27 protein-coding genes are annotated in these 26,466 nt (G+C 64.3%); 5 read left to right on the top strand and 22 right to left on the bottom strand.

Features of this window, described 5'->3' with window-relative positions; genetic code table 11:
• Positions 1–48: 48 nt before the first annotated feature.
• The 6 genes from FJ492_RS21985 to FJ492_RS22010 all read right to left on the bottom strand — a co-directional run bounded on the left by FJ492_RS21985 (position 49) and on the right by FJ492_RS22010 (position 4,598).
• Positions 49–828, bottom strand: a complete 780-nt coding sequence (locus FJ492_RS21985) for a succinate dehydrogenase iron-sulfur subunit (RefSeq protein ID WP_140752487.1) — start codon at positions 826–828, stop codon at positions 49–51.
• Positions 828–1,262 (bottom strand): DUF3052 domain-containing protein, encoded by a 435-nt coding sequence (locus FJ492_RS21990; RefSeq protein ID WP_140752489.1) that lies wholly within the window; start codon positions 1,260–1,262, stop codon positions 828–830. Before FJ492_RS21990 ends, FJ492_RS21985 begins: the two co-directional genes overlap by 1 nt.
• A gap of 2 nt (positions 1,263–1,264) precedes the next feature.
• Complete coding sequence (gene sdhA, locus FJ492_RS21995; RefSeq protein WP_140772251.1) at positions 1,265–3,100, bottom strand: succinate dehydrogenase flavoprotein subunit; 1,836 nt, start codon at positions 3,098–3,100, stop codon at positions 1,265–1,267.
• A 4-nt stretch (positions 3,101–3,104) separates the two neighbouring features.
• Entirely contained in the window at positions 3,105–3,500 is a 396-nt protein-coding gene (gene sdhD / locus FJ492_RS22000) for a succinate dehydrogenase, hydrophobic membrane anchor protein (protein WP_140772253.1), read from the bottom strand.
• Positions 3,500–3,916, bottom strand: coding sequence for a succinate dehydrogenase, cytochrome b556 subunit (gene sdhC, locus FJ492_RS22005; protein WP_140772255.1), 417 nt, complete (start codon positions 3,914–3,916; stop codon positions 3,500–3,502). Before sdhC ends, sdhD begins: the two co-directional genes overlap by 1 nt.
• Before the next feature lie 256 nt (positions 3,917–4,172).
• Complete coding sequence (locus tag FJ492_RS22010) at positions 4,173–4,598, bottom strand: hypothetical protein (RefSeq protein ID WP_140718271.1); 426 nt, start codon at positions 4,596–4,598, stop codon at positions 4,173–4,175.
• 253 nt (positions 4,599–4,851) lie between these two features.
• Here FJ492_RS22010 and FJ492_RS22015 point away from each other — a divergent pair, with 253 nt between their 5' ends.
• Positions 4,852–5,226, top strand: coding sequence for a hypothetical protein (locus FJ492_RS22015; RefSeq protein ID WP_140752533.1), 375 nt, complete (start codon positions 4,852–4,854; stop codon positions 5,224–5,226).
• Here FJ492_RS22015 and FJ492_RS22020 read toward each other — a convergent pair.
• The gene (locus tag FJ492_RS22020; RefSeq protein WP_140772258.1) at positions 5,210–6,427 is read right to left on the bottom strand and encodes a GGDEF domain-containing protein; all 1,218 of its coding nucleotides are present in this window, start codon (positions 6,425–6,427) and stop codon (positions 5,210–5,212) included. The two genes, FJ492_RS22015 and FJ492_RS22020, sit on opposite strands and share 17 nt — an antisense overlap.
• 75 nt (positions 6,428–6,502) lie before the next feature.
• Positions 6,503–7,699 carry a GGDEF domain-containing protein gene (locus tag FJ492_RS22025; RefSeq protein WP_140772260.1) on the bottom strand — a complete coding sequence of 399 codons (1,197 nt, stop codon included), beginning with the start codon at positions 7,697–7,699 and terminating at the stop codon, positions 6,503–6,505.
• Between the two features lie 148 nt (positions 7,700–7,847).
• On the opposite strand from FJ492_RS22025, the gene FJ492_RS22030 reads away from it, so the two are divergent.
• Complete coding sequence (locus tag FJ492_RS22030) at positions 7,848–8,165, top strand: hypothetical protein (protein WP_027145537.1); 318 nt, start codon at positions 7,848–7,850, stop codon at positions 8,163–8,165.
• Positions 8,166–8,204: 39 nt separating this feature from the next.
• On the opposite strand, the gene leuC is transcribed toward FJ492_RS22030, so the two are convergent.
• The 7 genes from leuC to rplS all read right to left on the bottom strand — a co-directional run bounded on the left by leuC (position 8,205) and on the right by rplS (position 14,087).
• On the bottom strand, positions 8,205–9,614 hold the full coding sequence (leuC, locus tag FJ492_RS22035) for a 3-isopropylmalate dehydratase large subunit (protein ID WP_140510293.1): 1,410 nt from the start codon (positions 9,612–9,614) through the stop codon (positions 8,205–8,207).
• A 242-nt stretch (positions 9,615–9,856) separates the two neighbouring features.
• Positions 9,857–10,492: a class I SAM-dependent methyltransferase gene (locus FJ492_RS22045; RefSeq protein WP_140772262.1), complete on the bottom strand. Its 636-nt coding sequence runs from the start codon at positions 10,490–10,492 to the stop codon at positions 9,857–9,859.
• 55 nt (positions 10,493–10,547) lie between these two features.
• On the bottom strand, positions 10,548–11,357 hold the full coding sequence (locus FJ492_RS22050) for an amino acid ABC transporter permease (protein WP_140772264.1): 810 nt from the start codon (positions 11,355–11,357) through the stop codon (positions 10,548–10,550).
• A gap of 87 nt (positions 11,358–11,444) precedes the next feature.
• On the bottom strand, positions 11,445–12,242 hold the full coding sequence (locus tag FJ492_RS22055) for a transporter substrate-binding domain-containing protein (RefSeq protein ID WP_140772266.1): 798 nt from the start codon (positions 12,240–12,242) through the stop codon (positions 11,445–11,447).
• A 196-nt stretch (positions 12,243–12,438) separates the two neighbouring features.
• The gene (locus FJ492_RS22060) at positions 12,439–12,975 is read right to left on the bottom strand and encodes a MarR family winged helix-turn-helix transcriptional regulator (protein WP_140718283.1); all 537 of its coding nucleotides are present in this window, start codon (positions 12,973–12,975) and stop codon (positions 12,439–12,441) included.
• Positions 12,972–13,385 carry an organic hydroperoxide resistance protein gene (locus tag FJ492_RS22065; protein WP_140718285.1) on the bottom strand — a complete coding sequence of 138 codons (414 nt, stop codon included), beginning with the start codon at positions 13,383–13,385 and terminating at the stop codon, positions 12,972–12,974. The genes FJ492_RS22060 and FJ492_RS22065 overlap by 4 nt, the downstream gene beginning before the upstream one ends.
• A 156-nt stretch (positions 13,386–13,541) precedes the next feature.
• A complete protein-coding gene (gene rplS / locus FJ492_RS22070; RefSeq protein ID WP_140772269.1) occupies positions 13,542–14,087 on the bottom strand; it encodes a 50S ribosomal protein L19 in 546 nt (181 codons plus the stop codon).
• Between the two features lie 339 nt (positions 14,088–14,426).
• Between rplS and FJ492_RS22080 the strand changes: the two genes are divergently transcribed.
• Positions 14,427–15,179: a sulfite exporter TauE/SafE family protein gene (locus tag FJ492_RS22080; RefSeq protein WP_140772271.1), complete on the top strand. Its 753-nt coding sequence runs from the start codon at positions 14,427–14,429 to the stop codon at positions 15,177–15,179.
• Here the strand turns inward: FJ492_RS22080 and trmD are convergent.
• The gene (trmD, locus tag FJ492_RS22085; RefSeq protein ID WP_140510306.1) at positions 15,161–15,859 is read right to left on the bottom strand and encodes a tRNA (guanosine(37)-N1)-methyltransferase TrmD; all 699 of its coding nucleotides are present in this window, start codon (positions 15,857–15,859) and stop codon (positions 15,161–15,163) included. The two genes, FJ492_RS22080 and trmD, sit on opposite strands and share 19 nt — an antisense overlap.
• Positions 15,856–16,455, bottom strand: a complete 600-nt coding sequence (gene rimM / locus FJ492_RS22090) for a ribosome maturation factor RimM (RefSeq protein WP_140510308.1) — start codon at positions 16,453–16,455, stop codon at positions 15,856–15,858. The genes trmD and rimM overlap by 4 nt, the downstream gene beginning before the upstream one ends.
• Positions 16,456–16,554: 99 nt before the next feature.
• On the opposite strand from rimM, the gene FJ492_RS22095 reads away from it, so the two are divergent.
• Both FJ492_RS22095 and FJ492_RS22100 read left to right on the top strand, forming a co-directional pair.
• Positions 16,555–17,493, top strand: coding sequence for a tyrosine recombinase XerC (locus FJ492_RS22095; protein WP_140718289.1), 939 nt, complete (start codon positions 16,555–16,557; stop codon positions 17,491–17,493).
• 62 nt (positions 17,494–17,555) lie between these two features.
• Positions 17,556–18,623: a TraB/GumN family protein gene (locus FJ492_RS22100; protein ID WP_140752507.1), complete on the top strand. Its 1,068-nt coding sequence runs from the start codon at positions 17,556–17,558 to the stop codon at positions 18,621–18,623.
• Between the two features lie 752 nt (positions 18,624–19,375).
• Here the strand turns inward: FJ492_RS22100 and lpdA are convergent.
• Genes lpdA through FJ492_RS22130 form a run of 5 tightly spaced genes read right to left on the bottom strand, consistent with a single transcriptional unit; the run spans position 19,376 to position 26,412 of the window.
• Positions 19,376–20,782, bottom strand: coding sequence for a dihydrolipoyl dehydrogenase (gene lpdA, locus FJ492_RS22110; protein WP_140510316.1), 1,407 nt, complete (start codon positions 20,780–20,782; stop codon positions 19,376–19,378).
• Between the two features lie 24 nt (positions 20,783–20,806).
• Positions 20,807–21,562, bottom strand: coding sequence for an SDR family oxidoreductase (locus tag FJ492_RS22115; protein WP_140772273.1), 756 nt, complete (start codon positions 21,560–21,562; stop codon positions 20,807–20,809).
• Entirely contained in the window at positions 21,559–22,068 is a 510-nt protein-coding gene (locus tag FJ492_RS22120; RefSeq protein ID WP_140772275.1) for a hypothetical protein, read from the bottom strand. Before FJ492_RS22120 ends, FJ492_RS22115 begins: the two co-directional genes overlap by 4 nt.
• 35 nt (positions 22,069–22,103) lie before the next feature.
• On the bottom strand, positions 22,104–23,381 hold the full coding sequence (gene odhB / locus FJ492_RS22125; protein WP_140772277.1) for a 2-oxoglutarate dehydrogenase complex dihydrolipoyllysine-residue succinyltransferase: 1,278 nt from the start codon (positions 23,379–23,381) through the stop codon (positions 22,104–22,106).
• A gap of 46 nt (positions 23,382–23,427) precedes the next feature.
• On the bottom strand, positions 23,428–26,412 hold the full coding sequence (locus FJ492_RS22130; RefSeq protein ID WP_140510324.1) for a 2-oxoglutarate dehydrogenase E1 component: 2,985 nt from the start codon (positions 26,410–26,412) through the stop codon (positions 23,428–23,430).
• Between the last annotated feature and the right edge of the window lie 54 nt (positions 26,413–26,466).

Below are 26,466 nucleotides of genomic sequence, written 5' to 3' on the forward strand. Positions count from 1 at the left end.
TTTCGAAAGCCGGAGGGACAACGCGAAGGATCGCGGCCTACCGCCGGACTAAACCCTTCTCTCCACCATCATCTTCTTGATCTCGGCGATCGCCTTCGCGGGATTCAGCCCCTTCGGACAGGTCTGCGCGCAGTTCATGATGGTGTGGCAGCGATAGAGCCGGAACGGGTCTTCGAGATTGTCGAGCCGTTCGCCCTTGGCCTCGTCACGGCTGTCGATCAGCCAGCGATAGGCCTGCAGCAGCGTCGCCGGGCCGAGATAGCGGTCGCCGTTCCACCAGTAGCTCGGGCACGAGGTGGAGCAGCATGCGCACAGGATGCACTCGTAAAGCCCGTCGAGCTTTTCGCGGTCCCCATGGCTCTGCAGCCATTCCTTGGCCGGCGTTGGCGACACCGTCTTCAGCCATGGCTCGATCGAGGCGTGCTGGGCGTAGAAATTGGTAAGGTCGGGCACCAGGTCCTTGATCACGGGCATATGCGGCAGCGGATAGACCTTGATCGCGCCTGAAACGTCGTCGCAGCCCTTGGTACAGGCAAGCGTGTTCGAACCGTCGATGTTCATGGCGCAAGAGCCGCAAATGCCCTCGCGGCAGGAGCGGCGCAGCGTCAGCGTCGGGTCGATCTTGTTCTTGATCCACAGCAGCGCGTCGAGCACCATCGGCCCGCAATCGTCCATATCGACGAAATAGGTGTCCATGCGCGGGTTCTCGTCATCGTCCGGCGACCAGCGATAGATGCGATATTCGCGCAGATTGGTGGCACCCTCCGGCTTCGGCCAGGTCTTGCCCTGTTGTATCTTCGAGTTCTTCGGGAGGGTGAGTTCGACCATTACCTCAGGTCCTTTCGGATGACGAGCTTCAGCCCGGACCAGATTTCATTCACGGCGGCGACCTTGACGTCGACAAGGTCGAGCTTCAGCGCTTCAGCGCGGACAACGCCTTCGGTGACATCGGTGTCCACTTTCGACGCCTTCTTCGGCCAGGAGACCCAGATCATGCCGTCGCGTTTGATCGCCGCTTCGACATAGCCGAGGCGACCCTCGATCTCGGCGCGCTGCCGGGTGAAGGCGTGGACGGCGTCGTATTTCAGGGTTGCGCCCGAAATGCCGGACCATTCGGCCAGCCGGTCGACCTCGGCAAAATCGACGGCCTCAGTGAGGCTCTCGAGTTCGGTTGGCAGCGCGATAAAGGCGGCAATCATGCCGTCCTTCAGGCCGAGCTTGGCCGGAAGGGGCGTGCCGGAATATCCCGCCGCCGTCGCCACTGTCAGTACACCCTGGCCTTCGGCGCGATCTTGGCGAGACTGATGCCGCCGTCTTTCTCCGCCACCAGTGGCTCGGTGTGCACCGGCCGGTAGGTCAGCGTCACCGCACCGTCCTCGCCGAGACGGGCGAGCGTGTGCTTGCGCCAGTTGGCGTCGTCGCGGGCGGAAAAATCTTCCCGCGCGTGCGCGCCACGGCTCTCCTTGCGCGCCTCGGCGCCATGGACGGTGGTGATGGCGTTGGCCATCAGGTTTTCCAGCTCCAGCGTCTCGACCAGGTCCGAATTCCAGATCATCGAGCGGTCGAACACCTTTATGTCCTTGAGCTCGGTCCAGATTTGCGAAATGCGCCTGCAGCCGTTTTCGAGCGATTCCTGCGTACGGAACACGGCTGCGTCCTCCTGCATCGCCTTCTGCATCTTTTCGCGCAGAACCGCCGTCGGCGTCGAACCGTTGGCATGGCGCAGCCGGTCGAAGCGGTCCATGATCTTGTCGACCGAAGCCTGGTTGGGCGACGGAATCGCCGCCTTGCGGTCGATGACTTGGCCGGCGCGGATCGCCGCGGCGCGGCCGAACACCACCAGATCGATCAGCGAGTTCGAGCCCAGCCGGTTGGCGCCGTGCACGGAAGCGCAGCCCGCCTCGCCCACCGCCATCAGGCCGGGCGAGACCCGGTCGGGGTTTTCGGCGGTCGGGTTGAGCACCTCGCCCCAGTAATTGGTCGGCACGCCGCCCATATTGTAATGCACCGTCGGCAGCACCGGGATCGGCTCCTTGGTCAGGTCGACACCGGCGAAGATTTTTGCCGACTCCGAAATGCCCGGAAGCCGTTCGTGCAGAACCGCCGGATCGAGATGATCGAGGTGCAGGAAGATGTGGTCCTTGTTCTTGCCGACGCCGCGGCCCTCGCGGATTTCCAGCGTCATGCATCGCGAGACGACGTCGCGCGAGGCGAGGTCCTTGGCCGACGGTGCGTAGCGCTCCATGAAGCGCTCGCCCTCGGAGTTGACGAGGTAGCCGCCCTCGCCGCGCGCGCCCTCGGTGATCAGGCATCCGGCGCCGTAAATGCCGGTCGGATGGAACTGCACGAACTCCATGTCCTGCAGGGGAAGCCCGGCCCGTGCGGCCATGCCGCCGCCGTCCCCGGTGCAGGTGTGCGCCGAGGTGGCGGAGAAATAAGCGCGCCCATAACCGCCGGTCGCCAGCACCACCATCTTGGCCGAGAAGCGGTGAATGGTGCCGTCATCGAGATTCCACGCCACGACGCCGGTGCAGGTGCCGTCCGGCTCCATGATCAGGTCGAGCGCGAAATACTCGATGAAGAACTGCGCGTTGTTCTTCAGCGACTGGCCGTAGAGCGTATGCAGGATGGCGTGGCCGGTGCGGTCGGCCGCGGCGCAGGTGCGCTGCACGGGCGGGCCGTCGCCATAGTTCATCATGTGGCCGCCGAACGGTCGCTGGTAGATCGTGCCTTCTTCGGTGCGCGAGAAAGGCACGCCGTAATGTTCGAGTTCGTAGACCGCGGCCGGCGCCTCGCGCACCATGTATTCCATGGCATCGACATCGCCCAGCCAGTCCGACCCCTTGACGGTGTCGTACATGTGCCACTGCCAGGAATCCGGCCCCATATTGGAGAGCGAGGCGGCGATGCCGCCTTGCGCGGCGACCGTATGCGAGCGCGTCGGGAACACTTTGGTGATGCAGGCGGTGCGCAGGCCCTGTTCGGCCATGCCGAGCGTGGCGCGCAGGCCAGCGCCCCCGGCGCCGACGATCACCACGTCGAACTTGTGGTCGACAAAGGTATAGCCTGCCGCGTTGGCTGATTTCGTGTCCTGGGCCAAGACTTCAGCCTCCGAATGCCAGTTTCAGCAGGGCGAAGAGCGAAGCGACGCCGACCGCTATGGTGAAGAATGTGTTGAGGGCGATCAGCGCCAGCTTCATGCCTTCGCCATGCACATAGTCCTCGATGATCACCTGCATGCCGATCCGCATATGGTAGAGCGGCGAGATGAGCACCAGGGCCATGACCAACGCCACGAACGGGTTGGCGAGCGCTGCCCGCACCTGCGCATAACCGGCACCGTTGAGCGCGATCAGCAACCCGGTGAAAAACAGGATCAGCGGGATGTTGGCGATCGCCGTCAGCCGCTGGCGCCAGAAATGCCCGGTGCCTTCGCGGGCCGAGCCCAAGCCGCGCACCTTGGCGAGCGGAGTGCGCATGTCGATGTTTTTCGCACTCATCACAAAGTTCCCCGCGCCATATAGCCGGCGATCCAGATCAAGAGTGTGAGCAGGACCGAGCCGGCAAGCGTCGCCCAGGCGATCTTCGAGGCCGTGTGTTTTTCAAGTCCGGCGCCGGTATCCCAGATCAGATGGCGGACACCGCCCAGCATGTGATGCATGAGAGCCCAGGTGTAGCCGAACAGGATGAGCCGGCCGAGCCACGTGCCGAACGCCCAGTTCACCCAGTCGAAAGCACCCTGCGAACTTGCCGCCGCCATCAGCCAGACGGCGACCAGCAGCGTGCCGAAATAGAGCGCCCCCCCGGTGATGCGATGGATGATCGACATCGTCATGGTGATCGGCGGCCGGTAGACCGTCAGGTGCGGCGAAAGCGGCCTTTCGCGTCTGGCTTGGGTGGCTGGTGATTTGCTCATGGCTGCCCCAGTTCGGCGTCTCCCGCCTCAGGTGGAAATGCGGCATTGCCGCTTCCGGTTGCGACTTCGGACAGCCGGTTTCTAATGCTCTTTTTGCACCGCGTCAAAGCCAGAAAACCGTTTCGAAAACGTAATTTAGTCTGACTAAAAGGCCGGATGCGGCTTCAATCGATTAGCGGCTGAGCACCCGAAGCCGGCTCGATATCGTTGCAGTGCAGCATGTCTGGCCCGAGGCGCTGCCGTGCCGGGATTTGCATCAGCGGGTGCAGGTCTGCGGCGTCGACCCCCTCTTCATCACCAGCGCCTCGCGCCCGTCGATCACGATTGCGTCATGCGTCACCGCCTGGTAGCGGCTGCTCTGGTTTGCCGGCGATGCCGCGAACTCCTCGGTGGCGCCTTCCTGCCCGACCACGCGCAGCGACGTGCCGAGATTTTGGATGGTGATCATGCCGCCATTGCCGCACCTATAGGTGGCCATGCCCGTGGTGAGGCGTGGCGCGGTGAGGTCCGTGGTGATCTTGGTTGCCGGTGGCGCGGGCTGTTGCTGGGCGGGAGCGGCAGGCGGCACCACGGGTGTAACCCTGCTCGCGGCCTTGGGCGCGCCGTCTTCCGGCACACAGGCACCGGCCGCGAAAAGCAGCGGAATAATGAACGACACCCGAACCGTTCGGCCAAACATCATGTGCTGCCCCCTCATGCCCCGAGGCACGCTAGCCACGCGGCGCGGCAAGATCAAGTTCGCCCGACCGGCCATGTCGACCGGTTGGTGACATCGGCGGCGAACTGCAAAAATTAACCATGTTCATTAAGAAACGGCCATTGAGCCGCTCCTCCCCTTAACAAAGGTTAAGAAAGAGTTAATTTCCGATTCGGATCAGATCGGGGCGCGATCTCTCTCGCGCCGACAAAGGGAGAGCGACATGCATTCCAACTCAGTGCGGGCCAAATCGGTGCGGGCCAAACTGGTCCGGACAAGCCTCGCGGTCACGCTGGCCGCACTTGCCGTTGCGGTGGCCGCGCCGGCCGAGGCCGGCTTGCGCCATCACGACCGCGTCTACGCCGATTCGTTCGGCAATCTCGTCATCGACAGCGCCGCCGGCTACAAGCGCATCATCGTCGGCGAAGGCAAGCTGGCCAAACAACTGTCCGACTACACCAGCGCCGGCCAGCCCAAGATAATCTACCAGAATGAATCCGACGACATATCGGGCGACGGCGACTGCTATCGCCCGCCGGTGTTCGTCAAGGGCCGCTCCTATATGTACGGCCTTTCCGACGGCGAGATGCCGGAGCTCAGCCCCTGCCGCTGATACGGGCCTGGCCGATTCTTACCACGGCCAGCCCATCGGCTGGCCCGGTGGAGACACGCACGCAGTCGCGCCCGGCATTCTTTGCCAGGTAGAGCGCTTCATCCGCACGCCGCATCAGGTCTGAGAAACCCTCGCCCATGTGAAGCTCGGCAATGCCGAAGCTCGACGTGCAGCGCGTGTCGGGCGGCAACCCGTTGACGGGCGAAGCGCCGAATGCATGGCGGATGCCTTCCGCGAACAGCCGGGCGGCTGCAAGGTTGGCTCCTGTCAGGATAATAGCGAACTCCTCGCCACCGATGCGGCCAACCACGTGATGACCCTCGGCCGCCTCTCGCAGCAGGCCGGCGAAGGTCTCGATCACCCGATCGCCGGAGGCATGCCCGAAACTGTCGTTGACGCTCTTGAAATGATCGAGATCGGCAATGACCATTGCCACCGGCGCGCCCAGGCGCGTGGCGTCGTGCACGGCCAGCTCCGCGTGACGCGTGAAACCGCCACGGTTGAGCAGGCCCGACAGCGTGTCCACCTCCGACTTCGACGTCACTTCGGCAAGCACTTCGCGAACGAGAATGGCCAGCATCAGCAGAGCCAGCGCCAGCGCAAAGACAGTGCCCAGCGACTGCGACACCAGCGCGTAACTGCTTTGCAGATAAGCCTGCGGATTGGCGCCCCAGCCGCCGAGCGCATCCGCGATGAACGGCTTTGAGGCAAACTGCAGGCCGCTGGCGGCAAGCAACGCCATTAAGATCAGATCGAGCCGACCGCGGCCTTGCCTCGACTGCCAGACGATGCCGAGGCCGGTGAACTGCATGGCTGCGTAGGGAAGCTGGTAGACCATCATGCGGGTGAGCGACTGGCGCGGCAGATCCTGCACGAAATAGACCGCGATGGTGGTGACGGCCAGAAAGAACAGCATCGGCGTCCATGGCGGCGCCACGCCATATTTGCGGGCAAGTCCGCCATTGAAGGCAATGGTGGCGCCAAGGAAAACGGCAAAGGCGGTAACCACCGGAAGCCGCGCGTCGCTGAAGACGGGAATGCTGAATTCGATCGCCGAATAGGCCATGCCCAGGACATAACCTGACGCCAGCCAGCGCGCCGGCGCGCGGCCGGCATCGTGGAACGAGACAGCCATGAAGGATGCCGCCAGCAGGCCGGCGACCGCCAGGTTGATCAACAGGATGAAGTTGGCGCCGCTCATGGATCCTCAAACCCCTGCCGACAGCTAAACATCGCCGGGCGAAAAAGACGTTAACGCCGAGCGCGGATGCGGCGGTCAGCTGGCCCTGAGCGGCTCCGGCACGAACACCGTCTCCGGCCGCTCGTAGGAGACGCGCACGCCGTCGCGGCCATTTTTCTTGGCCTTGTAAAGCGCCTCGTCGGCCCGGCGCAACAAGGGCTCCAGCGTCTCGTCGCCGCTGCGGGCCGCCACGCCGAAGCTGGCGGTGACCTTCGTGCCGGCGGGAAGCCCGTCGACGCCGCCGGCCGAATAGAGTGTGCGCACCGCCTCGGCGAACAGCCGGGCGGCGGCGAGATCGGTCAGCGGCAGGAGCACGGCGAATTCCTCGCCGCCGATGCGCCCCGCGGCACCTCGTGCTCCCGTGGCCGAGCGCAGCTTGGCGGCAAAGTCCGCAATCGCGCGGTCACCGGCGGCATGCCCGTGCACGTCGTTGAGGGCCTTGAAATGGTCGAGGTCGGCCAGCACCAGCGCCACCGGGAATTTGGCCATGGCGCAATGCTGCAGCAGCATGGCGGCGCGCTCCTCGAAACCTCGGCGGTTGAGCAGCCCCGAAAGCGGGTCGGTATGGGTTTCCGTCTTCAGCGCCTTCATCACGTCGAGCGCGGCCGCGGTGAAGAGGCAAAGCGCGATCAGCAGCGACAGCAGTGCGTGCGACAACAACGCCGTCGTCCAGTAGGACGAGCCGTAGAAGCCGTCATAGCTGGCGAAGGGCCCGTGCGCGATGACCACCACCAGGGTGCGCACGAAGAAATTGACGCTGGACAGCAGCGACAGCACGAACAGGATCTTTTCTGTCGGGCCATTGTTGCGCACCGGGCGCAATTCGGCGGCGACGAGCAGGCTGAGGCCGCCGAAACCGAAATTCATCGCCAGGATGCGCCAGGTGAGATCCGGGGTGACGAAGAGAAACCACGCGAACGCCGCAAGGCCGCCGCCCGCCAGCACGGCGATTCCCACACCGGGCACCTTCCTGCCGTAGCGGGCGATGATGGCGCCCGACAGGCAGCAGGCGGCGATGGTGAAGCAGATGTTCGACACCAGCTTGGTCAGCACCACGCCGATCGGCAAGGTGAAATACTGGAACAGGAAGCCGGGCGCCGAGGCGCAGTAGCTGAGCGCCAGCACCGCCAGATAGGGACGATGGCGCTGGTAGAACCACAGCACGAGAAACGCCGCGCCGAGCGCCAGCGCGATCGTCGGATTGAGCAACGCTATGAACAGGCCGGTGTCCAAAGGACCGTGACTTCTCTCGCTTGACGTCACGGAAGACCTTAGGCGGCAAGCCCAAACAAGCCGTTAAGCCAGGGTGTTGGCGCGATATGTCGGCGGGGAACCCGGTGCTGTCGGCAGCGTTCCTCAATTCACAATCCAGGAGCAGGCTATGGCCGACACGATCACATTGACCGACCACGATGCAATCCGTTCATGGGCTGCCGGGCGCGCCGGCTTTCCGGCAATCGTCGACATATCGCCCGAGGCTGGGACGCAGCCCATGCTGAGGCTGGTCTTCGGCCAGAACGCCTATCAGGACCAGGACCAGCCGGAACGGCCCGTCAATGCCGGCGGCTATGAGCTTGTCGAATGGGACGAATGGTTCAAGCTCTTCGAAGAGCAGCAGCTGGCGCTCGTGGTCGCGGCGGACGAACCTGGTCGCCGCGAGGAATTCCACGAGCTCATACGGCGTGACGGCAAGGCCTGACCCGGGCCGCGCCAGGCTTGGGTCAATGCCGAGCCTGGCTTATTTCCAGTCGCGGATGTCGACGAAGTGGCCGGCGATCGCCGCCGCCGCCGCCATCGCCGGCGACACCAGATGGGTGCGGCCCTTGAAGCCTTGCCGGCCCTCGAAATTGCGGTTCGAGGTCGAGGCGCAGCGTTCATGCGGCTTCAGCCGGTCGTCGTTCATGGCCAGGCACATCGAGCAGCCCGGCTCGCGCCAGTCGAAACCGGCGGCGAGAAAGATCTTGTCCAGCCCCTCGGCTTCCGCTTGCTCCTTCACCAGGCCGGAGCCCGGCACGATCATGGCATCGACATGCGGGCTGACCGTCTTGCCTTCGACCACCTTGGCGACGGCGCGCAGATCCTCGATGCGGCCATTGGTGCAGGAGCCGATGAAGACGCGGTCGAGCGTGATGTCGGTGATCTTCGTCCCCGGCGTCAGGCCCATATAGTCGAGCGCGCGCAGCTTGGAGGTGCGCTTGTTCTCGTCGGTGATGTCATCCGGGTTAGGCACGATGCCTTGCACTGAGACGACGTCCTCGGGCGAAGAGCCCCAGGAGACGATCGGCGGCAGTTTCGCCGCGTCGAGCACGATCACCTTGTCGAAATGTGCGCCTTCGTCGGTCCGCAGCGTCTTCCAGTATTCGAGCGCCGCGTCCCAGGCAGCGCCCTTGGGCGCGCGCGGCTTGTCCTTGACATAGGCGAAGGTGGTCTCGTCCGCCGCGATCAGGCCGGCGCGCGCGCCGCCTTCGATCGACATGTTGCAGATCGTCATGCGGCCTTCCATCGACAGCGCACGGATCGCCTCGCCGGCATATTCGATGACATAGCCGGTGCCGCCGGCGGTGCCGATCTCGCCGATGATGGCGAGGATGATGTCCTTGGCGGTGACGCCTTCCGGCAGCACGCCATCGACGCGGACCAGCATGTTCTTGGCCTTGCGCTGGATCAGCGTCTGCGTCGCCAGCACATGCTCGACTTCCGACGTGCCGATGCCATGCGCCAGCGCGCCGAAAGCACCATGGGTGGAGGTGTGGCTGTCGCCGCAGACGATGGTCATGCCCGGCAGCGTAAAGCCCTGCTCAGGTCCGATGATGTGGACGATGCCCTGGCGGATATCGTTCTCGGAATAATACTCGACGCCGAAATCCCTGGCGTTCTTGGCCAGCGCCTCGACCTGGATGCGGCTTTCCTCGTTCTTGATGCCGAACTTGCGCTCGGGCGAGGTCGAGACATTGTGATCGACAACGGCCAGCGTCTTTTCCGGGTGACGGACTTTTCTGCCGCTCATGCGCAGGCCCTCAAAGGCCTGCGGGCTGGTCACTTCATGAACGAGGTGGCGGTCGATATAGAGCAGGCAGGTGCCGTCGTCCTGGCGGTCGACGACATGGTCGTCGAAAATCTTGTCGTAGAGGGTGCGCGGTGCGCTCATGTGCGTAAATCCGTCGATATGAGAATGGGAAAGAACTGATGCCGCAAGCCTGCAGCTGGCCGTCAGGGATCAGCGAAGTCGGCTGGTCAGGGCGCCGGACATGCGCGCGGAGAAGCGCGACGGCAGGCGTTTTCTGTCCTGCAGCACGAATCCCTTGTAGGCCGGATCGCCAAAAAGCTCTTCCATGGCCGGGTAGATAGCAATGTTTTGGGTTTTCGGCAATTGCGGCGTGTCGCCAGCGCTCAGATCACCTCGAACACAAAGGTCCTCACCAGCGCGTCCGGCTCGGCGATCGCATAGCAGCGAAACCACGGGCTTGCCTCAACCGTCCGCCACTTTCCTCCCTGCTCCAATTCATCGAACACCACCTGGAACCCGCCGCTCTCGAAAACCTGGTCGCGCACGGTGAAGATGGCGTGGCCGCCCTTCTTCGTGATGCGCACCAGCTCGTGCAGGCCAGACGCCGGCGCGTGGCTGATGGTGAACACACCGGTGGAGAAGAAGGCGCGGAAATGGCCGTCCGGCCACGGCAGCGGGCCGCCAAGCATCGCCTGCTTCAGCTCGCCGTAGGCATTGCGACTGCCGGCGATCTTGAGCATGTCGTCCGAGAGATCCAGCCCGGCAATGTCACTGTAACCGAGCGCTTTCAAGGAAGGTCCCGACAGGCCGGTGCCGCAGCCGGCGTCGAGCAGCGGCCCCTCGCCCGCCGGCACCTGGCGCGCCACCCAGGCGGTGATCAGGAACGGCAGGAGATAACCGAGCGAGGCGGTTTCGCTGTCATAGGTCGCGGCCCATGCGGTATAGGCTTGCGCCAGCGTTTCGGGCGTATCGGCCGTGTAGACCGAATCCAGCGCCGCATTGGCCTTGTCGATGTTCATGGGCACGCTCCTCCTCCGGTAAGCACCCGAGCCTAACGCTGTCCTGGCCGAAAAACTATTCCTCGTGCCGGCGGCGCAAACGCCGCTCCAGCGCCCTGAGCGACAGCGACAGGCCGACGGTGAGGATGAGATAGATATAGGCTGTTATCGAATAGGTCTCGAAGAAGCGGAACGAGCCGGCCGCATAGACCTTGCCCATCTGCGTGATGTCGGCGACGCCGAGCACCGAGACCAGCGAGGAATCCTTGACCAGGGCGACGAAATCATTGCCGAGCGGCGGCAGGATGGTGCGGATCGCCTGCGGGAACACGACCAGCCGGAAGCGCTGCGCGTGGCTCAGCCCCAAGGCCTTCGCCGCCTCGACCTGGCCTTTCTCGACCGACTGGATGCCGGCCCGGAAAACCTCCGAGATGAAGGCCGAATAGCCGATTGTCAGCGCCATGATGGCGCGCCACAGCAACGACACGTCGCGCACCAGCAGCTCGCCGAGAATGCCGGCGCTCTGCAACGGCGCGGTCAGCGCGTTCCAGGCCGCGACGAAGGCCGGCGCGCCGGCAAACGCGATCCAGAACAGCAGCACCAGGATCGGCACGCCACGGATGATCTCGACATAGAAGCGCGCGATCTGCCGCAGCCAGGTCGAGCCCGACAGGCCCATGAGCGCAATGCCGAGGCCGATGATCGACGCCATGGCGAAAGCAACCACGGTGACGAAGACGGTGATGCCGATGCCCTTTGCGACAGTGGCGAAGACCTGCGCGTAGAGATCGCTGGCCGCGATGGCGAGTGCGGCCGCCAACGCAAGGACGCCGGCAACGGCGAGCCACCAGGGAAAGTCGGGTTTGGAGATGGAGGGGGCTGCCATCAGGTGGCGTAAGAACTGAGAGAGGGACGCGGGCGCAGCCTCAGCGCAACTCCCTGCCCCTCAGACGACTCCTTCAACAAGATTGGCTCACTGCCCCATCTTGTAATCAAGGAACCATTTCTTGTTGAGCGCATCGAGCGTGCCATCCGCCTTGAGCGCCGCGATCGCCGCATTGACCGGCTTCACCAGGTCCGAGCCCTTGGGGAAGATGAAGCCGAAATCCTCGGTGCCGAGCGGGCCGCCGATCAGCTTCAGCTTGCCCTCCGAGGCATCGACATAGCCCTTGCCCGCGGTGCCGTCGGTCAGCACGACGTCGACATCGCCGGATTTCAGCGCCTGCACCGTGGCGCCAAATGTTTCGAATAGTTTGATGCGCGGGTTCTGCTCATTGCCGTCCAGCACGCTGTAGACGGCGGTATAGAATGGCGTGGTGCCCGCCTGCGCGCCGACCAGCCCGTCCTTGAAGGCGCCGAAGGTCTTGGCGTCGGTGAAGCGGCCTTCATCGCCGCGCACCAGCATGAACTGTTCCGAGCGCATATAGGGGTCGGAGAAATCCACCTTCTGCTTGCGGTCGTCCTTGATGGTGATCCCGGTCATGCCGATGTTGTACTGGTTATCCGAAACCGCCTGGATCATCGCGTCCCAGGAGGTGTTCTGGTACTCGACCTTGAAATTGAGCCGCTTGGCGATCTCGTTCATCGCGTCATATTCCCAGCCGATCTGTTTGCCGGTCTTGGCATCGATGAATTGCAGCGGCGGATAGGCATTCTCCGTCACCACCACCACCTTTTTGCCGCCGAGATCGGGCAGCGCCTGCGCGAAGGCGGCAATGGGCGCCAGGACGAGAGCCAGCAGGCCGGCCAGCAGCAATTTTGATTTGGTCATGACAACACTCCCCGGAAATTGAAAGCGCCCGGATATCGACCGGGCTTGCAAGAAATCCGGCGCCGACTTTAGCTTTCCGCAAGCGCCATGCAAGACGGCACGCTGCGTTGGGATGGCCCAAAACGGATTTGGATGCCTTCAATCCGGAGATTTCCGGAACGATCCGTGCCACGGCAATGGACGGCTGCGTTGACGGCTAGGATTTTCCCGTGTCGGGGACCGACGCGTCCGTCGACCGGTCGTCGGCCACAGCGCTACGCAGGCCCGCGACAAGATGGGTGAGTGTGCCGTGCAGGGCCTTCGCTTCGCCTGGTCCGAGCGGGACGCTGCAGGCAAGTGCGGTCGAGACATCCTTCATGCGGGCGCGCAGGGCCTGGCCCTTGGCTGTCGGCTCGACCAGCACCCGGCGCTCGTCCGCGGCATCGCGCCGGCGGGTGACCAGGCCGCCCGCCTCCATCCGCTTGAGCAGCGGCGTCAGCGTCGCTGAATCCAGGCCCAGCGCTTCGCCAAGGTCACCCACCGTGCTCGGCGCACGTTCCCACAGCGCCAGCATCGCCAGGTATTGCGGATAGGTCAGGCCGAGCGGATCGAGCAACGGCCGGTAAAGCTTGGTCATCAGCCCGCTCGCCGAATAGAGCGCGAAGCAGAGCTGCTGATCGAGCCGTGGCACCGGGATCGCCCCGGCGGCCTCCGCCGGGGCCTCGCTGTCTTTCGTTTCGACCTTTGTCGTCATGCCGCCTTTACCGAAAGCGCCACCTCGACATTGCCCCTGATGGCGTTCGAATAGGGGCAAACCTGATGCGCCGCCGATACAAGCGCTTCCGCCGCCGCCTGATCAAGGCCTTTTGTCTCCGCCGCGAGCGCAACGCCGAGCCTGAAGCCCTCGCCGTTGGGAAGCAGGCTGACAGTGGCGGTTACCGCGGCATCTTCGAGCGGCAGTTTCTGCTTGCGCGCGACGAAGCGGACGGCGCTTTCGAAGCAGGCGGCATAGCCGATGGCGAAAAGCTGTTCGGGATTGGTGGCGCCGCCCGGCCCGCCGAGCTCCTTGGGCATCGCCAGGTCGACCTTGAGCAGGCCGTCGCTGGTTTCGCCATGGCCGGCGCGACCGCCGGTCACGTGGGCCTGTGTGGTGTAGAGTGCCATGTCGTAGCCTCCAATCATATTGTGCACGATTATTTAGTACACTATGTAATTGGAGGTCAACCACCGTTCCGCATTCCCGGAGCTGAAAAGCGTTCACAGTCTGGTGAAACGAAAAAGGCGGCCAAAGCCGCCTTTTTCAAAATCCTTCGTCGAACCTTATTCGGCGGGGGTCGCTTCAGCGGCCTTGGCTGCTTCGGCCTCGGCGGCCGCCTTCTTCTCTGCGGCTTGCTTGGCGGCCGTCTCGGCGGCCAGCGCCTGGGCGGCGGCGACCTTCTCGGCCTCGATGCGGGCCTTCTCGGCGTTCAGTGCATCACGCTCCTCATCGTTGAGCTTGCGGGCGCGCACGCCGGTGTTTTCCGAGATACGAGCCGACTTGCCGCGACGATCGCGCAGGTAATAGAGCTTGGCGCGGCGCACCTTGCCGCGGCGCACGATCTCGACGCCTTCGACCATCGGCGAGTAGACTGGGAACACGCGCTCGACGCCTTCGCCGTAGGAGATCTTGCGGACGGTGAAATTTTCCTGGAAGCCGGAACCGGCGCGGGCGATGACGACGCCCTCATAGGCCTGGACGCGGGTGCGGGTGCCTTCGGTCACGCGGACCTGGACGCGCACGGTGTCGCCGGGCTGGAATTCGGGAAGCTTGCGCTTGGCTTCGATCTTGGCGGCCTGTTCGGCCTCGAGCTGACGGATGAGATCCATCTAGAAATCCACTTCTTGTTCTTCCGACAGTCAGAGCGCCCTACGCTCGCCTTGCAGTTCCATTCGACCGCTCGGCTATGTCCTTTGTCTCCAAGACATTTGTCTTCAAAACATCGGGCAGGGGCGACTACACCGTCATTGTTGACGGGTCCGGCAGATTGTTCTTGCCGGTACGGGCGGGCACATACAGCTATTTCGGCGCTTTGTCACGCCTTGCCCATGCATTTTTTGCCGGCATGGCTCCCGGCATGGCACCATCTTAATCCTGCCGTGCCGGGTTGCGCAGGTCCGGCAAGCTCCCTAAGGCAGAAATAGCACACATCCTTACGGCGGCCCTCCATGTCTGTCTTCCACGCCATCCTGCTCTTCCTGGCGGGCTTTCTGTCAGGCGCCGCCAACGCGGTCGCCGGCGGCGGCACCTTCATCACCTTCGGCGCCATGACATTGGTCGGCGTGCCGCCGATCGTCGCCAACGCCACCTCCTCGGTGACGCAATTTCCCGGCTACATCACCTCGACGCTCGCCTACTGGGACGATATCAGGCATTTCTGGCGCGGCGCGCTGCTGCTCTGCCTGATCTCGGCCGGCGGCGCGCTGGCCGGCGCGCTGATCCTGCTGGCGCTCGACAATCCATCCTTTCGCGCCTTGGTGCCGTGGCTGCTTTTGGGCGCGACGGCGCTGTTTGCCGCCGGACCCTGGCTGAAGCCGGCGCCGAAACCTGGACATGAAGCGGCCGTGGGTTCTCTCGCCGGTTCGCTGGCCCAATTCGTCACCGCCATCTATGGCGGCTTCTTCGGCGCCGGCATGGGCGTGATGATGCTGGCCACCCTCGGCCTGACCCAAGCCGGCGATTATCACCGGCTGAATGCCTTGAAGAACATGCTCGCGGTGGTCATCGCCGCTGTCGCCATCGTCGTCTTCGTCTCGGGCGGCGTCGTCGCCTGGCCGCAGGCGATCATCATGATCCCGGCCGGCGCGCTGGGCGGCTATGCCGGCGTCTGGATCGCCAAGCGCGTGCCGCAGAAAATGGTGCGCGGCTTCGTGGTCGCCGTCGGCCTGTTTCTCGCCTTCTACTATTTCACCAAAGGCTGAGCGCCCAGAAGATCGGGCCGCCTCTCCTTCGTCAGCCGCTCTGACTGCTCACGCCGCCAGGCGGCGATCTTCTTGTGATTACCCGAGATCAGCACTTCGGGAATCTCCCTGCCCTCGAATTCCTGCGGCCGCGTGTAATGCGGATGTTCGAGTAGGCCGTTCTCGAAACTCTCTTCCTCACCGGACACGGCATTGCCCATCACGCCGGGCAACAGCCGCACCACGGCGTCGAGCAGCACGAGTGCCGCCGGCTCGCCGCCCGACAGGATGAAATCGCCGATCGAGACTTCCTCCAGGCCGCGCGCGTCGATCACCCGCTGGTCGACACCTTCGAAGCGGCCACACAGGATGACGGCGCCCGGCCCGGCGGCGAGCTCGCGCACGCGCGCCTGCGTCAGCGGTTTGCCGCGCGGGCTCATCAAGAGCCGCGGCCGCAAATCACCGGGAGGCGAAGCATGGTCGACCGCCTTGGCCAGCACATCGGCGCGCATCACCATGCCGGCGCCGCCGCCGGCCGGCGTGTCGTCGACGGTGCGATGCTTGTCGATGGCGAAATCGCGGATCTGGATCGCATCAAGCGACCATGTGCCGGCCTCCAGCGCCCGTCCGGCCAGCGACACGCCGAGCGCGCCGGGAAACATCTCGGGATAGAGCGTCAGCACCGACGCGGCAAAACTCACCGGTTGCCCCCGGCGTCGCGCGGTCCGCGCGGCCTGCCCTTGGGGTCGAAATCGTCCTCGCGCGGCGCCTCACCATCCTCGTCCTCGACCAGACCGGCCGCCACCGGGTCGACGCGGACAAAACCCTCGGCGATCGACACGGCAGGCACGGCGACCTGCGTGAACGGGATAAGCACACCCTTGCGCCCGGCGAGCGTCACATCGAGAATGTCGCCGCCGCCGAAATTGTGCACCGCGACGACCTTGCCGATGGCGGCACCGGTATCATCCCGGATTTCCAGCCCGATCAGGTCGGCATGGTAGAATTCGTCCTCCTCGCCATCATCGGGCAACATCGAGCGGTCGACGAACAGCTCCGTACCGGCAAGCGCTTCGGCCGCGTTGCGGTCGTTGACGCCCTTGAACCGCACCACGACAACGGTGTTGGCAGGCCTTATGTCGGTGATCTGGAAGGCACGGCCGTCCCTGGCGTAGAGCGGCCCGTAGTCGGCCAGCGCCATTGGATCACCGGTGAAGGTTTTCACCCTGAGCTCGCCCTTGATGCCGTGCGCGGCTCCGATCACGGCCATTTGGACGGGGTTTTGGGGTTTGCTCATGGGCGAAAAATCCTTTGCCCCTGCTCTAGCGCCGCCTCGCCGTCATTTCAATGACGGCCTCTTCACCGCTTCCTAACCCGAATACCCGAAAATGCCGCCATGCAGGAATTCCTCATACCGGCAAAACCCGATCTCCAGGCGGCGCGTGAAAGCTGGCTGAAGATGCTGGCGCGCGAACGCCGGCTGTCGCCGCAAACCGTCGAGGCCTATGAGCGCGATTCACGCCAGTTCCTGCACTTCCTTACCGGCCATATCGGCGGACCGCCCGGCATTTCCGATATCTCGGACCTGCGCCCGGCCGATCTGCGCGGCTTCCTCGCCGCTCGCCGCAATGCCGGTGCCGGTGCACGCACGCTTGGCCGCGGATTGGCCGGCATCCGTTCGCTGCTGCGGTTCCTCGAACGACGAGGCCTGGCCAATGCGGCTGGTGCGGCTGCCTTGCGCGCGCCGCGCCAGCCCAAATCGCTGCCCAAGCCGCTGACGGCGAGCGATGCCAGGCACGTGGTCTCCGTCGAGGGTCAGCTAGCCGAAGAGCCCTGGATCGCTGCCCGCAACGCCGCCGTGCTGACGCTGCTCTACGGCTCGGGCCTGCGCATTTCGGAAGCGCTTGGGCTGGCCGGGGCCGATCTGGCATCGGAGGCCGACACCGTGCTGCGCGTCACCGGCAAGGGCGGCAAGACGCGGCTGGTGCCGGTGCTGCCGGTGGCGCTCAGGGCAATCGCCGAATACCGCAGGCTCTGTCCCTACCATCTCGATCCCAAGGGCTTGCTGTTTCGCGGCGCGCGCGGCGGCCCGCTCAACCCGGCCATCATCCAGCGCGACATGGCGAAACTGCGCGCGGCGCTCAACCTGCCTGACACCGCGACGCCGCATGCCTTGCGCCATTCCTTCGCCACCCATTTGCTCGGCCGTGGCGGCGATCTGCGCACCATCCAGGAACTCTTGGGCCACGCCAGCCTGTCGACGACGCAGATCTACACCGGTGTCGACACCGCAAGACTGCTGGAAATCTACGAATCGGCCCACCCCAGGGCCTGAACCCTTCAATTTTGCCGTCCCGATTAACGGTTTTGCCGCTTTTCGGTCCTAGGAATGGGATCATGAAACGCGTCATCGCCATCGCCGACCGTGCAGCTTCCGTCTCGCTGAAACTGCTTGTCGCGCTCAACGTGCTGTTTTTCCTGTCCTTCCTTGCCGTGCTGCTGTTCGCCGCCGGCAGGGCGCACGCGGAAGTCCCGACCTGTACCGGCGCCGACATGCTGTCGGCCTTGCAGAAGGGTAGCCCTGCCACCTACGACAAGATCGAGGCGGAGGCAGCGGCCACGCTCAATGGCAAGGGCCTGCTGTGGAAGCTGGAAAAATCAGGCGAACAGCCATCCTACCTGTTCGGCACCATGCACATGACCGATCCGCGCGTGACCACGCTGCCGGCCTATGCGCAGAAGGCCTTTGACGCCGCCGGCACCCTCATCATCGAGACCACCGACGTGCTCGACAAGCAGAAGATGATGGCGGCGATGCTGAAGGAGCCGGACCTGATGATGTTCACCGACTCCACGACGCTGTCGTCATTGCTGTCGCCGGACGAAGCGGCGGCCATGAACGCCGCGCTCGATGCGCGCGGCATCCCGCCGGCAACGGTCGCCAAGATGAAGCCATGGATGCTGTCGGCCATGATGGCGCTTCCAGCCTGCGAACTCGCCCGCCAGGCCGGCGGAGCGCCGGTGCTCGACGTCAAGCTGGCGGAGAGCGCCAAGGCGGCCGGCAAGCCGGTGGAAGGATTGGAAACGGCCGAGAGCCAGCTCCGCGCCATGGCCTCGCTGCCGCTCGCCTTCCACATGAAGGGCTTGGTCGACACGCTGAAGCTGGGCGACAAGGTCAACGACATCAACGAGACCATGATCGTGCTCTACCAGCGTGGCGACACCGGCATGTTCTGGCCGCTGTTCCGCGCCGCCATGCCCGACGAGCAGGACGATCCCGCGGGTTATGCCGCCTTCGAGGAGACCATGATCACCAGCCGCAACAAGGTGATGGTCGACCATGCCGGGCCGATCCTGGCCAAGGGCAACGCCTTCATGGCGGTCGGCGCGCTGCATCTTCCCGGTCCAGAGGGACTGGTCGAGGATTTCCGCAAAGCCGGCTATACTGTCACCGCCGTCAATTGAGTCGGATGGCAGCGGAGGCCCGCAAACGCCGCGTTTCCGGCGTTTTCCTCCGCTAGCGTGAAACCCAATCAACGGTTGCGCGTTGATGAATGTTGATTGACCATTTTCATTTTCCCGGAGGACACGTTTATGGCGAACACACCAAATCCAAACGATCCGTACAATTCGTCCACCAATGCCCCTCGGCCGAGCGGCGGTGGCGGCAGCCCTTGGCTGATTGCGCTGGTCGTCGTTATTCTGGCGATAGTCGCGTATTACGTTTTCGGAAGAAGTGGCCAGCACCCGGCACCCGCCGAGCCGCCAGCGGCCAGCACACCGGCCCCGGCGCCCGCGCCGGCTGAACCGATGAAGCCCGCTGAGCCGGCCAAGCCAGCCGAACCGGCTCCCGCCCCTGCACCAGCGCCCGCCCCGGCACCAGCCCCGGCTCCCGCGCCTGCACCAGCGCCTGCGCCGGCCCAGTAAGCGGCCCGATACCAAAGACGAACGGCCCGCTGAAAGGCGGGCCGTTTTTGTTTGGTGATGACCGTTGGGGGCCTTGGCGCCAAGCCACTGCGCGCGTTCGTCATCCTCGGGCTTACCCGAGGATCCATGCCGCGACCTCGGCCGAGGAATGCAGAGGAGCAGAATTCCGCACCGCGGGAGCGCTCTAAAATCACGGCATGGATCCCTTGGGCTGCGGAGCAGCTCCAGGGGTCCACGCCGCGTCGCTTCGCTCCTTGCTCCGCCATAGGACGACGAAGCGTTGGGCGCCCTCAGATATGGATCGGCTTGAAGAACGTCGCCAGCGCCGCTTCCTTCACCGCTTCCGACATCGTCGGATGCGCGTGGCAGGTGCGCGCCAGGTCTTCCGACGAGCCGCCGAACTCCATCAGCACCGCCGCCTCGTGGATCATCTCGCCGGCGCCGAAGCCGACGATATGGACGCCGAGCACGCGGTCGCTCTGCTTGTCGGCCAGGATCTTCACGAAACCGTCGGTGTGCAGCATGGCGCGCGCGCGGCCATTGGCGGTGAAGGGAAATTTGCCGACCTTGTAGTCGATGCCGGCCTTCTTCAGCTCTTCCTCGGTCTTGCCGACCGAGGCGATCTCCGGACTGGTGTAGACCACGCTCGGAATGACCTCATAGTTCACATGGCCGGCCTGGCCGGCGATGGTCTCGGCCACCGCCACGCCCTCGTCCTCGGCCTTGTGCGCCAGCATCGGCCCGGCGATGACATCGCCGATGGCATAGATGCCGGGAACATTGGTCCTGAGATGGCCGTCGGTCTTGACCCGGCCGCGCTCGTCGACGTTGACGCCGGCTTCCTTCAGACCGAGGCTATCCGAAAAGGCGCGGCGTCCGGTCGAGATCAGCACCACGTCGGCATCGATCGTTTCGGCGGCACCGCCCTTGACCGGCTCGAAAGTGACGGTAGCGCCCTTCTTGGCCTTGGTGACGCCGGTGACCTTGGCGCCGAGCTTGAACTCAAAACCTTGCTTGGAGAGCAGCCGCTGGAATTGTTTCGACACCTCGCCGTCCATGCCGCCCAAAATGGTGTCGAGGAACTCGACCACGGTGACCTTGGCTCCGAGCCGTGCCCAGACCGAGCCGAGCTCGAGCCCGATGACGCCGCCGCCGACCACCACCAGATGACCAGGCACCTTTTCCAGCGACAGCGCACCGGTCGACGACACGATGATTTTCTCGTCGAAATCGACCTTGACGCCCGGAATGCCGGCGACATCGGACCCGGTGGCGATGACGATGTTTTTGGTCTCGATCTCCTCGACCTTGCCGTCCTCGCCGGTCACCGAGACCTTGCCGGCGCCAACCACCTTGCCGGTGCCCCGGAACGCATCGATCTTGTTCTTCTTGAACAGGAAGGCGACGCCGTTGACGTTGGACGACACCGTCGCGTCCTTGTGCGCCATCATTTTCTTCAGGTTCAGCTTGGGTGCCGGAATCTCGACACCGAGCGTGTCGAAGGAATGGCCGGCCTCGGCGAACATCTCGGAGGCATGAAGCAGCGCCTTGGACGGGATGCAGCCGATGTTGAGGCAGGTACCGCCGAAGGTCGCGTTCTTCTCGACCACCGCGACCTTCAGCCCAAGCTGTGCCGCCTTGATGGCGCAGACATAGCCGCCCGGTCCCGAGCCGATGATAACCACGTCATAAGCCATGTTTGTTTCCCTTTTGCTTGGGGCTCAGCGGCCGCCGCTGACATTCAGGATCGCGCCCGTCGTATAGGACGCGGCATCGGATAAAAGATAGAGGACCGCACCGGCGACTTCGTCCGCCGTTCCTGCCCTTTTCATCGGCAGCAGATCGCGGAACCGTTCTATCCGGTCGGGCTGGCCTCCGGAGGCGTGGATGTCGGTGTCGATGATGCCCGGCCGCACCGCATTGACGCGAATGCCCTCCAGCGCCACCTCGCGGGCAAGCCCGATGGTGAAGGTGTCGATGGCGCCCTTGGAGGCGGCATAGTCGACATATTCGCCCGGCGAGCCCAGCGTCGCCGCCGCCGACGAGATGTTGACGATCGCGCCGCCCGACCCGCCATGCCGCGTCGACATGCGCTTGACGGCCTCGCGGGCGCACAGGAACGAGCCGACGACATTGATGCGCATCATGCGCTCCAGCCGCGCGACATCCATCTCGTCGACGCGCGCCTTGACGTCGACGATGCCGGCATTGTTGACGAAGGCGTCGAGCCGGCCAAAGGCGCGGTCGACAGCGCCGAACATGGCCACGATATCGGTTTCCTTGCCGACATCGCCCCTGACGGCAACAGCTTCGCCGCCGCCGGCCTTGATCTCGGCAACCAGCGCATCGGCGGCGGCCTTGTTGGAGGCGTAATTGACCCCGACGCGATAGCCAGCCTTGGCTCCCAGCCGGCAGATGGCAGCGCCGATGCCACGGCTGCCGCCGGTGACCAGCAGCACTTTTTGCGTCGCGCTCATTCCTGGCATCCCTTCATCGCGAACACATCCGACGGCACTTTCGAAAAACCGCTGCCGCCATAGGCCCGGGATTGGCGCAACGCCGGCCCGAGATCGGGCAGGATCAGCGTCTTCGGCGCCTCGACGCCCTCGGCCGGCAAAAGCCCGATATTGCCCTTGTCGTCGGACGTGTAGACGACGCCGTTCCACAGCGTGCAGGCGGCAAGCTCCTCGCCGGTGACATCGCCTTCCGGACATTTGTACATCAACGCGCCGTTAGGCCGCGATACGTCCTGGGTCCACATGACGATGCCGTTCAGCACGACATTGTTGTCGAGGACCAAGCGAAACCTGTTGGTGACGGTGGCCGACGTGCCTGTTGGGGTGAAGTCGATCTCCGCGCCGCTCTGGCTGTCGCCGTAAACGGCAAGCTCGGTTGGACAGGCGGCATAGGCATTTGCAACAGCCGCGAGAATGCCGGTCACCAGCACGACCGGTCTGGCGAGCCCAGGCAAAAGGGCCATCATTGGCCAGCCCTGCCGCAACCCGCCATCCGACCGCCTCAGAGATCGAGCACCAGCCGCTCGGGATCCTCCAGGCTTTCCTTGACGCGCACCAGGAAGGTTACGGCTTCCTTGCCGTCGACGATGCGGTGATCGTAGCTGAGCGCCAGGTACATCATCGGTCGGATCACGATCTGGCCGCCGACCACGACCGGCCGCTCCTGGATCTTGTGCATGCCGAGAATGCCCGACTGCGGCGCGTTGAGGATCGGCGTCGACATCAGCGATCCGTAGACACCGCCATTGGAGATGGTGAAGGTGCCGCCCTGCATATCCGCCACCGACAACTTGCCATCACGTGCGGCAATGCCCAGCCGGCCGATATCCTTCTCGATCTCGGCGATGGACATCTGGTCGGCATCGCGTACGACCGGGACCACGAGACCCTTTTCGGTGCCGACCGCGACACCGATATGGGCATAGTTCTTGAAGATGATGTCGGTGCCGTCGATCTCGGCATTGACCGAGGGGATTTCCTTCAGCGCGTGCGTGACGGCCTTGGTGAAGAAGCCCATGAAGCCGAGCTTCACGCCGTGCTTCTTCTCGAACACGTCCTTGTATTTGGTCCTGAGCGCCATTACGGCCGACATGTCGACCTCGTTGAAGGTGGTCAGCATGGCTGCGGTCGACTGCGCTTCCTTCAGCCGGCGCGCGATGGTCTGGCGCAGCTTGGTCATGCGCACGCGCTCTTCACGCGAAGCATCGTCGCCCGACGACGGCGCCCGGACCGCAACCGGGGCCGGCGCCGCTTTTGGCGTTTCGGCCGGCTGCGACGGCGCGCCCTTGGAGATGGCGTCGAGCACATCGCCCTTCAGCACCTGGCCGCGCTTGCCCGAGCCGGAAAGCTGGTCGACCGACAGATTGTTCTCGGCGATCAGCTTTGCCGCCGCCGGCGCCGGCGGCATGGTGCGCGGCTCGACCGGGCCGGCGTCGCCTGCAACCTTGGCGGTCTCTGCCGCGGCCTGCTTGGTGGTCTGCGCCGCGTCGGGGCTCGAAGCCTGCGCCACAGCTTGCGGCCTGGTCGCGGGAGCAGCCGCCCCACCGCCCGAAATCGACCCTAGCAGCGCGCCGACGCCGACCGTCTCACCCTCTTTTACAGAGATTTCGCCGAGCGTGCCGGCGGCGGCGGCGGGCACCTCCACAGTCACCTTGTCGGTCTCGAGCTCGACCAGCGGCTCATCGGCGGCAACGGCATCGCCGACCTTCTTGAACCATTTGCCGACGGTCGCTTCGGTGACGGATTCGCCAAGGGTGGGAACGCGGATTTCGGTAGCCATTGTGCCTGTCCGTTCTTTCGCTTCAGTTCTATTCGCCCAATTCTGCTTATTCGCCGAGCGCGTCTTCGAGTAACGCGGCGAGCTGGGCAAGGTGCTTCGACATCAGGCCGGTCGCCGGCGACGCGGCCGCCGGACGGCCGGTGTAGCGCACCCGCTGATGCTTGGCGTCGATATGTGCCAGCACCCATTCCAGATACGGGTCGATGAATGACCAGGCGCCCATGTTCTTGGGTTCCTCCTGGCACCACACCATCTCCGCATTGCGGAAGCGTGACAGCTCCGTGATCAGCGCCTTGGCCGGGAACGGGTAGAGCTGTTCGACGCGCAGCAGGTAGATGTCGTTGATGCCGCGCTTCTCGCGCTCCTCATAGAGGTCGTAGTAGACCTTGCCCGAGCACAGCACGACGCGGCGGATCTTGGAATCCTTGGTCAGCTTGATCGCCTGGTTGGGCAACAGCTGGGCATCGTCCCACAACAGCCGGTGGAACGAGCTTTCGCCCGAGATTTCCGGCAGCGTCGACACCGCCCGCTTGTGGCGCAGCAGCGACTTCGGCGTCATCAGGATCAGCGGCTTGCGGAAGTCGCGCTTCAGCTGCCGGCGCAAGATGTGGAAATAGTTAGCCGGCGTCGTGCAGTTGGCGACCTGCATATTGTCTTCGGCGCAAAGCTGCAGGAAGCGCTCCAGCCGGGCCGAAGAATGTTCCGGGCCCTGGCCCTCATAGCCATGCGGCAACAGGCACACGAGGCCCGACATTCTGAGCCATTTGCGCTCGCCCGACGAGATGAACTGGTCGAACACCACCTGGGCGCCGTTGGCGAAGTCGCCGAACTGCGCTTCCCACAGGGTCAGCGCCTTCGGCTCGGCCAGGCTGTAGCCATATTCGAAGCCCAGCACCGCTTCTTCCGACAGCATCGAGTTGATGACTTCGTACCCGGCCTGCGCCGCCGACAGATTGTTGAGCGGGATGTAGCGGGTCTCGTCGCGCTGATCGTAAAGCACGGAATGGCGCTGCGAGAAGGTGCCGCGTTCCGAATCCTGCCCCGACAGCCGGATCGGATTGCCGTCGAGCAGGATCGCGCCGAAGGCCAGCGCCTCCGCCGTCGACCAGTCGATGCCTTCGCCGGACTCGATCGCCTGGCGCCGATTCTCGAGGAAGCGGATGATCGTCTTGTGCGCTTCGAAATCCTTCGGCACCTCGGTCAGCTTCTTGCCGATTTCCTTCAGCGTCTTGACCGGCACGGCGGTCTTGCCGCGCCTTGTCTCGTCCTGATTGTCGGCCGTGCGCAGGCCCGACCAGGCGCCGTCGAGCCAGTCGGCCTTGTTGGGCTTGTAATGCTGGCCGACTTCCCATTCGGCTTCCAGATGCGTGCGCCAGTCGGCCTTGAGCTGGTCGAGCTCGGCCTGGGTGATGTGGCCTTCCGCGATCAGGCGCTCGCCATAGATCTGCACCGTCGTCTTATGGGTGCGGATGTTGCGGTACATGAGCGGCTGGGTGAAGGCCGGCTCGTCGCCCTCATTGTGGCCGAACCGGCGGTAGCAGAACATGTCCACGACCACCGGCTTGTGGAACTTCATGCGGAACTCGATCGCCACCTTGGTGGCGTGCACCACGGCTTCCGGGTCGTCGCCATTGACGTGGAAGATCGGCGCCTCGATCATCTTGGCGACGTCGGACGGATAGGGCGACGAGCGCGAGAAGCGCGGATTGGTGGTGAAGCCGATCTGGTTGTTGATGATGAAATGCAGCGTGCCGGCGACGCGGTGGCCGCGCAGGCCTGACAGGCCGAGGATTTCAGCGATCACGCCCTGGCCGGCGAAGGCGGCGTCGCCGTGCAGCAAGAGCGGCAACACCTTGGCTCGCTCTTCCAGTGGCACGATTTCCTCGCGGCCACGGCCGAACAGGGAATCCTGCTTGGCGCGCGCCTTGCCCATCACCACGGGATCGACGATCTCCAGATGCGAGGGGTTGGCGGTCAGCGACAGGTGCACCTTGTTGCCGTCGAACTCGCGGTCCGACGAGGCGCCGAGATGGTACTTCACGTCGCCCGAGCCTTCGACCTCGTCGGGGGCTGCGGAGCCGCCCTTGAACTCGTGGAAGATGGCGCGGTGCGGCTTGGCCATCACTTGGGAAAGCACGTTGAGGCGGCCGCGATGGGCCATGCCGAGCACGATTTCCTTCAAGCCCAACTGGCCGCCGCGCTTGACAATCTGCTCCAGCGCCGGGATCAACGATTCACTGCCGTCGAGACCGAAGCGCTTGGTGCCCTTGTACTTGACGTCGATGAACTGCTCGAAGCCTTCCGCCTCGACCAGCTTCTGCAGGATCGCCTTTTTGCCGGTGGCGGTGAACGAAATCTCCTTGTCGGCGCCCTCGATACGCGCCTGGATCCAGGCCTTTTCCTCGGGATCGGAAATATGCATGAACTCGACGCCGAGCGTCGAGCAATAGGTGCGGTTGAGGATTTCCAGCATCTGCCGGATGCTGCCGAATTCGAGCCCGAGCACATTGTCGAGGAAAATGGGCCGGTCGTAGTCGGCTTCTGTGAAGCCGTAATTCTCTGGCGACAGCTCGTTATAGTCTTCGAGCTTTGCAATGCCGAGCGGGTCGAGATTGGCGTGCAGATGGCCGCGCATGCGGAAGGCGCGGATCATCATGATGGCGCGCACCGAATCGCGCGTCGCCTGGTGCACATCGGCGTCGGACAGCACGACACCGTTGGTGACCGCCTTGTCCTTGACCTTCTTTTCCAGGTGCTTTTCGACGATGCCCCAATTGCCGTCGAGCGCCGACACCAATTCGCCATTGGCCTGCAGCGGCCAGGAGGGTTTGGCCCATGAGGCGCCCTTGGCGTTCCTGCGCACATCGCCGGCATCGTCCTTCAGTCCGGCGAAGAACTCCTGCCACTCGGGATTGACCGAGGCGGGATCGTCCTCATACGCCGCGTAGAGCGCGTCGATGTAATCGGCATTGCCGCCATAGAGGAAAGAGGTAAGCGAGAATTGGTCGTTGGCCTGATCTTGTCGTGCCATTTTGTCCGCGGAGCCTGGCTCCGTCTCCTTTTTTTGGGGAGTGAGTAGTCAGTA

The sequence above is a fragment of the Mesorhizobium sp. B2-5-4 genome, from assembly GCF_006441095.1.
Classification (GTDB): Bacteria; Pseudomonadota; Alphaproteobacteria; order Rhizobiales; family Rhizobiaceae; genus Mesorhizobium; species Mesorhizobium salmacidum.

Coding starts and splice junctions, on each gene's coding strand:
- FJ492_RS22010 (WP_140718271.1), bottom strand. CDS start 4,598: ATGATGTTTGGCCGAACGGTTCGGGTGTCGTTCATTATTCCGCTGCTT.
- rimM (WP_140510308.1), bottom strand. CDS start 16,455: ATGAGCAAACCCCAAAACCCCGTCCAAATGGCCGTGATCGGAGCCGCG.
- lpdA (WP_140510316.1), bottom strand. CDS start 20,782: ATGGCTTATGACGTGGTTATCATCGGCTCGGGACCGGGCGGCTATGTC.
- odhB (WP_140772277.1), bottom strand. CDS start 23,381: ATGGCTACCGAAATCCGCGTTCCCACCCTTGGCGAATCCGTCACCGAA.
- FJ492_RS22020 (WP_140772258.1), bottom strand. CDS start 6,427: ATGAGCGGCGCCAACTTCATCCTGTTGATCAACCTGGCGGTCGCCGGC.
- FJ492_RS22030 (WP_027145537.1), top strand. CDS start 7,848: ATGGCCGACACGATCACATTGACCGACCACGATGCAATCCGTTCATGG.
- FJ492_RS22130 (WP_140510324.1), bottom strand. CDS start 26,412: ATGGCACGACAAGATCAGGCCAACGACCAATTCTCGCTTACCTCTTTC.
- FJ492_RS22065 (WP_140718285.1), bottom strand. CDS start 13,385: ATGGCACTCTACACCACACAGGCCCACGTGACCGGCGGTCGCGCCGGC.
- FJ492_RS22095 (WP_140718289.1), top strand. CDS start 16,555: ATGCAGGAATTCCTCATACCGGCAAAACCCGATCTCCAGGCGGCGCGT.
- FJ492_RS22055 (WP_140772266.1), bottom strand. CDS start 12,242: ATGACCAAATCAAAATTGCTGCTGGCCGGCCTGCTGGCTCTCGTCCTG.
- FJ492_RS22115 (WP_140772273.1), bottom strand. CDS start 21,562: ATGAGCGCGACGCAAAAAGTGCTGCTGGTCACCGGCGGCAGCCGTGGC.
- FJ492_RS22080 (WP_140772271.1), top strand. CDS start 14,427: ATGTCTGTCTTCCACGCCATCCTGCTCTTCCTGGCGGGCTTTCTGTCA.
- FJ492_RS22050 (WP_140772264.1), bottom strand. CDS start 11,357: ATGGCAGCCCCCTCCATCTCCAAACCCGACTTTCCCTGGTGGCTCGCC.
- FJ492_RS21985 (WP_140752487.1), bottom strand. CDS start 828: ATGGTCGAACTCACCCTCCCGAAGAACTCGAAGATACAACAGGGCAAG.
- leuC (WP_140510293.1), bottom strand. CDS start 9,614: ATGAGCGCACCGCGCACCCTCTACGACAAGATTTTCGACGACCATGTC.
- FJ492_RS22045 (WP_140772262.1), bottom strand. CDS start 10,492: ATGAACATCGACAAGGCCAATGCGGCGCTGGATTCGGTCTACACGGCC.
- FJ492_RS22120 (WP_140772275.1), bottom strand. CDS start 22,068: ATGATGGCCCTTTTGCCTGGGCTCGCCAGACCGGTCGTGCTGGTGACC.
- sdhC (WP_140772255.1), bottom strand. CDS start 3,916: ATGAGCAAATCACCAGCCACCCAAGCCAGACGCGAAAGGCCGCTTTCG.
- sdhD (WP_140772253.1), bottom strand. CDS start 3,500: ATGAGTGCGAAAAACATCGACATGCGCACTCCGCTCGCCAAGGTGCGC.
- FJ492_RS22060 (WP_140718283.1), bottom strand. CDS start 12,975: ATGACGACAAAGGTCGAAACGAAAGACAGCGAGGCCCCGGCGGAGGCC.
- rplS (WP_140772269.1), bottom strand. CDS start 14,087: ATGGATCTCATCCGTCAGCTCGAGGCCGAACAGGCCGCCAAGATCGAA.
- FJ492_RS22100 (WP_140752507.1), top strand. CDS start 17,556: ATGAAACGCGTCATCGCCATCGCCGACCGTGCAGCTTCCGTCTCGCTG.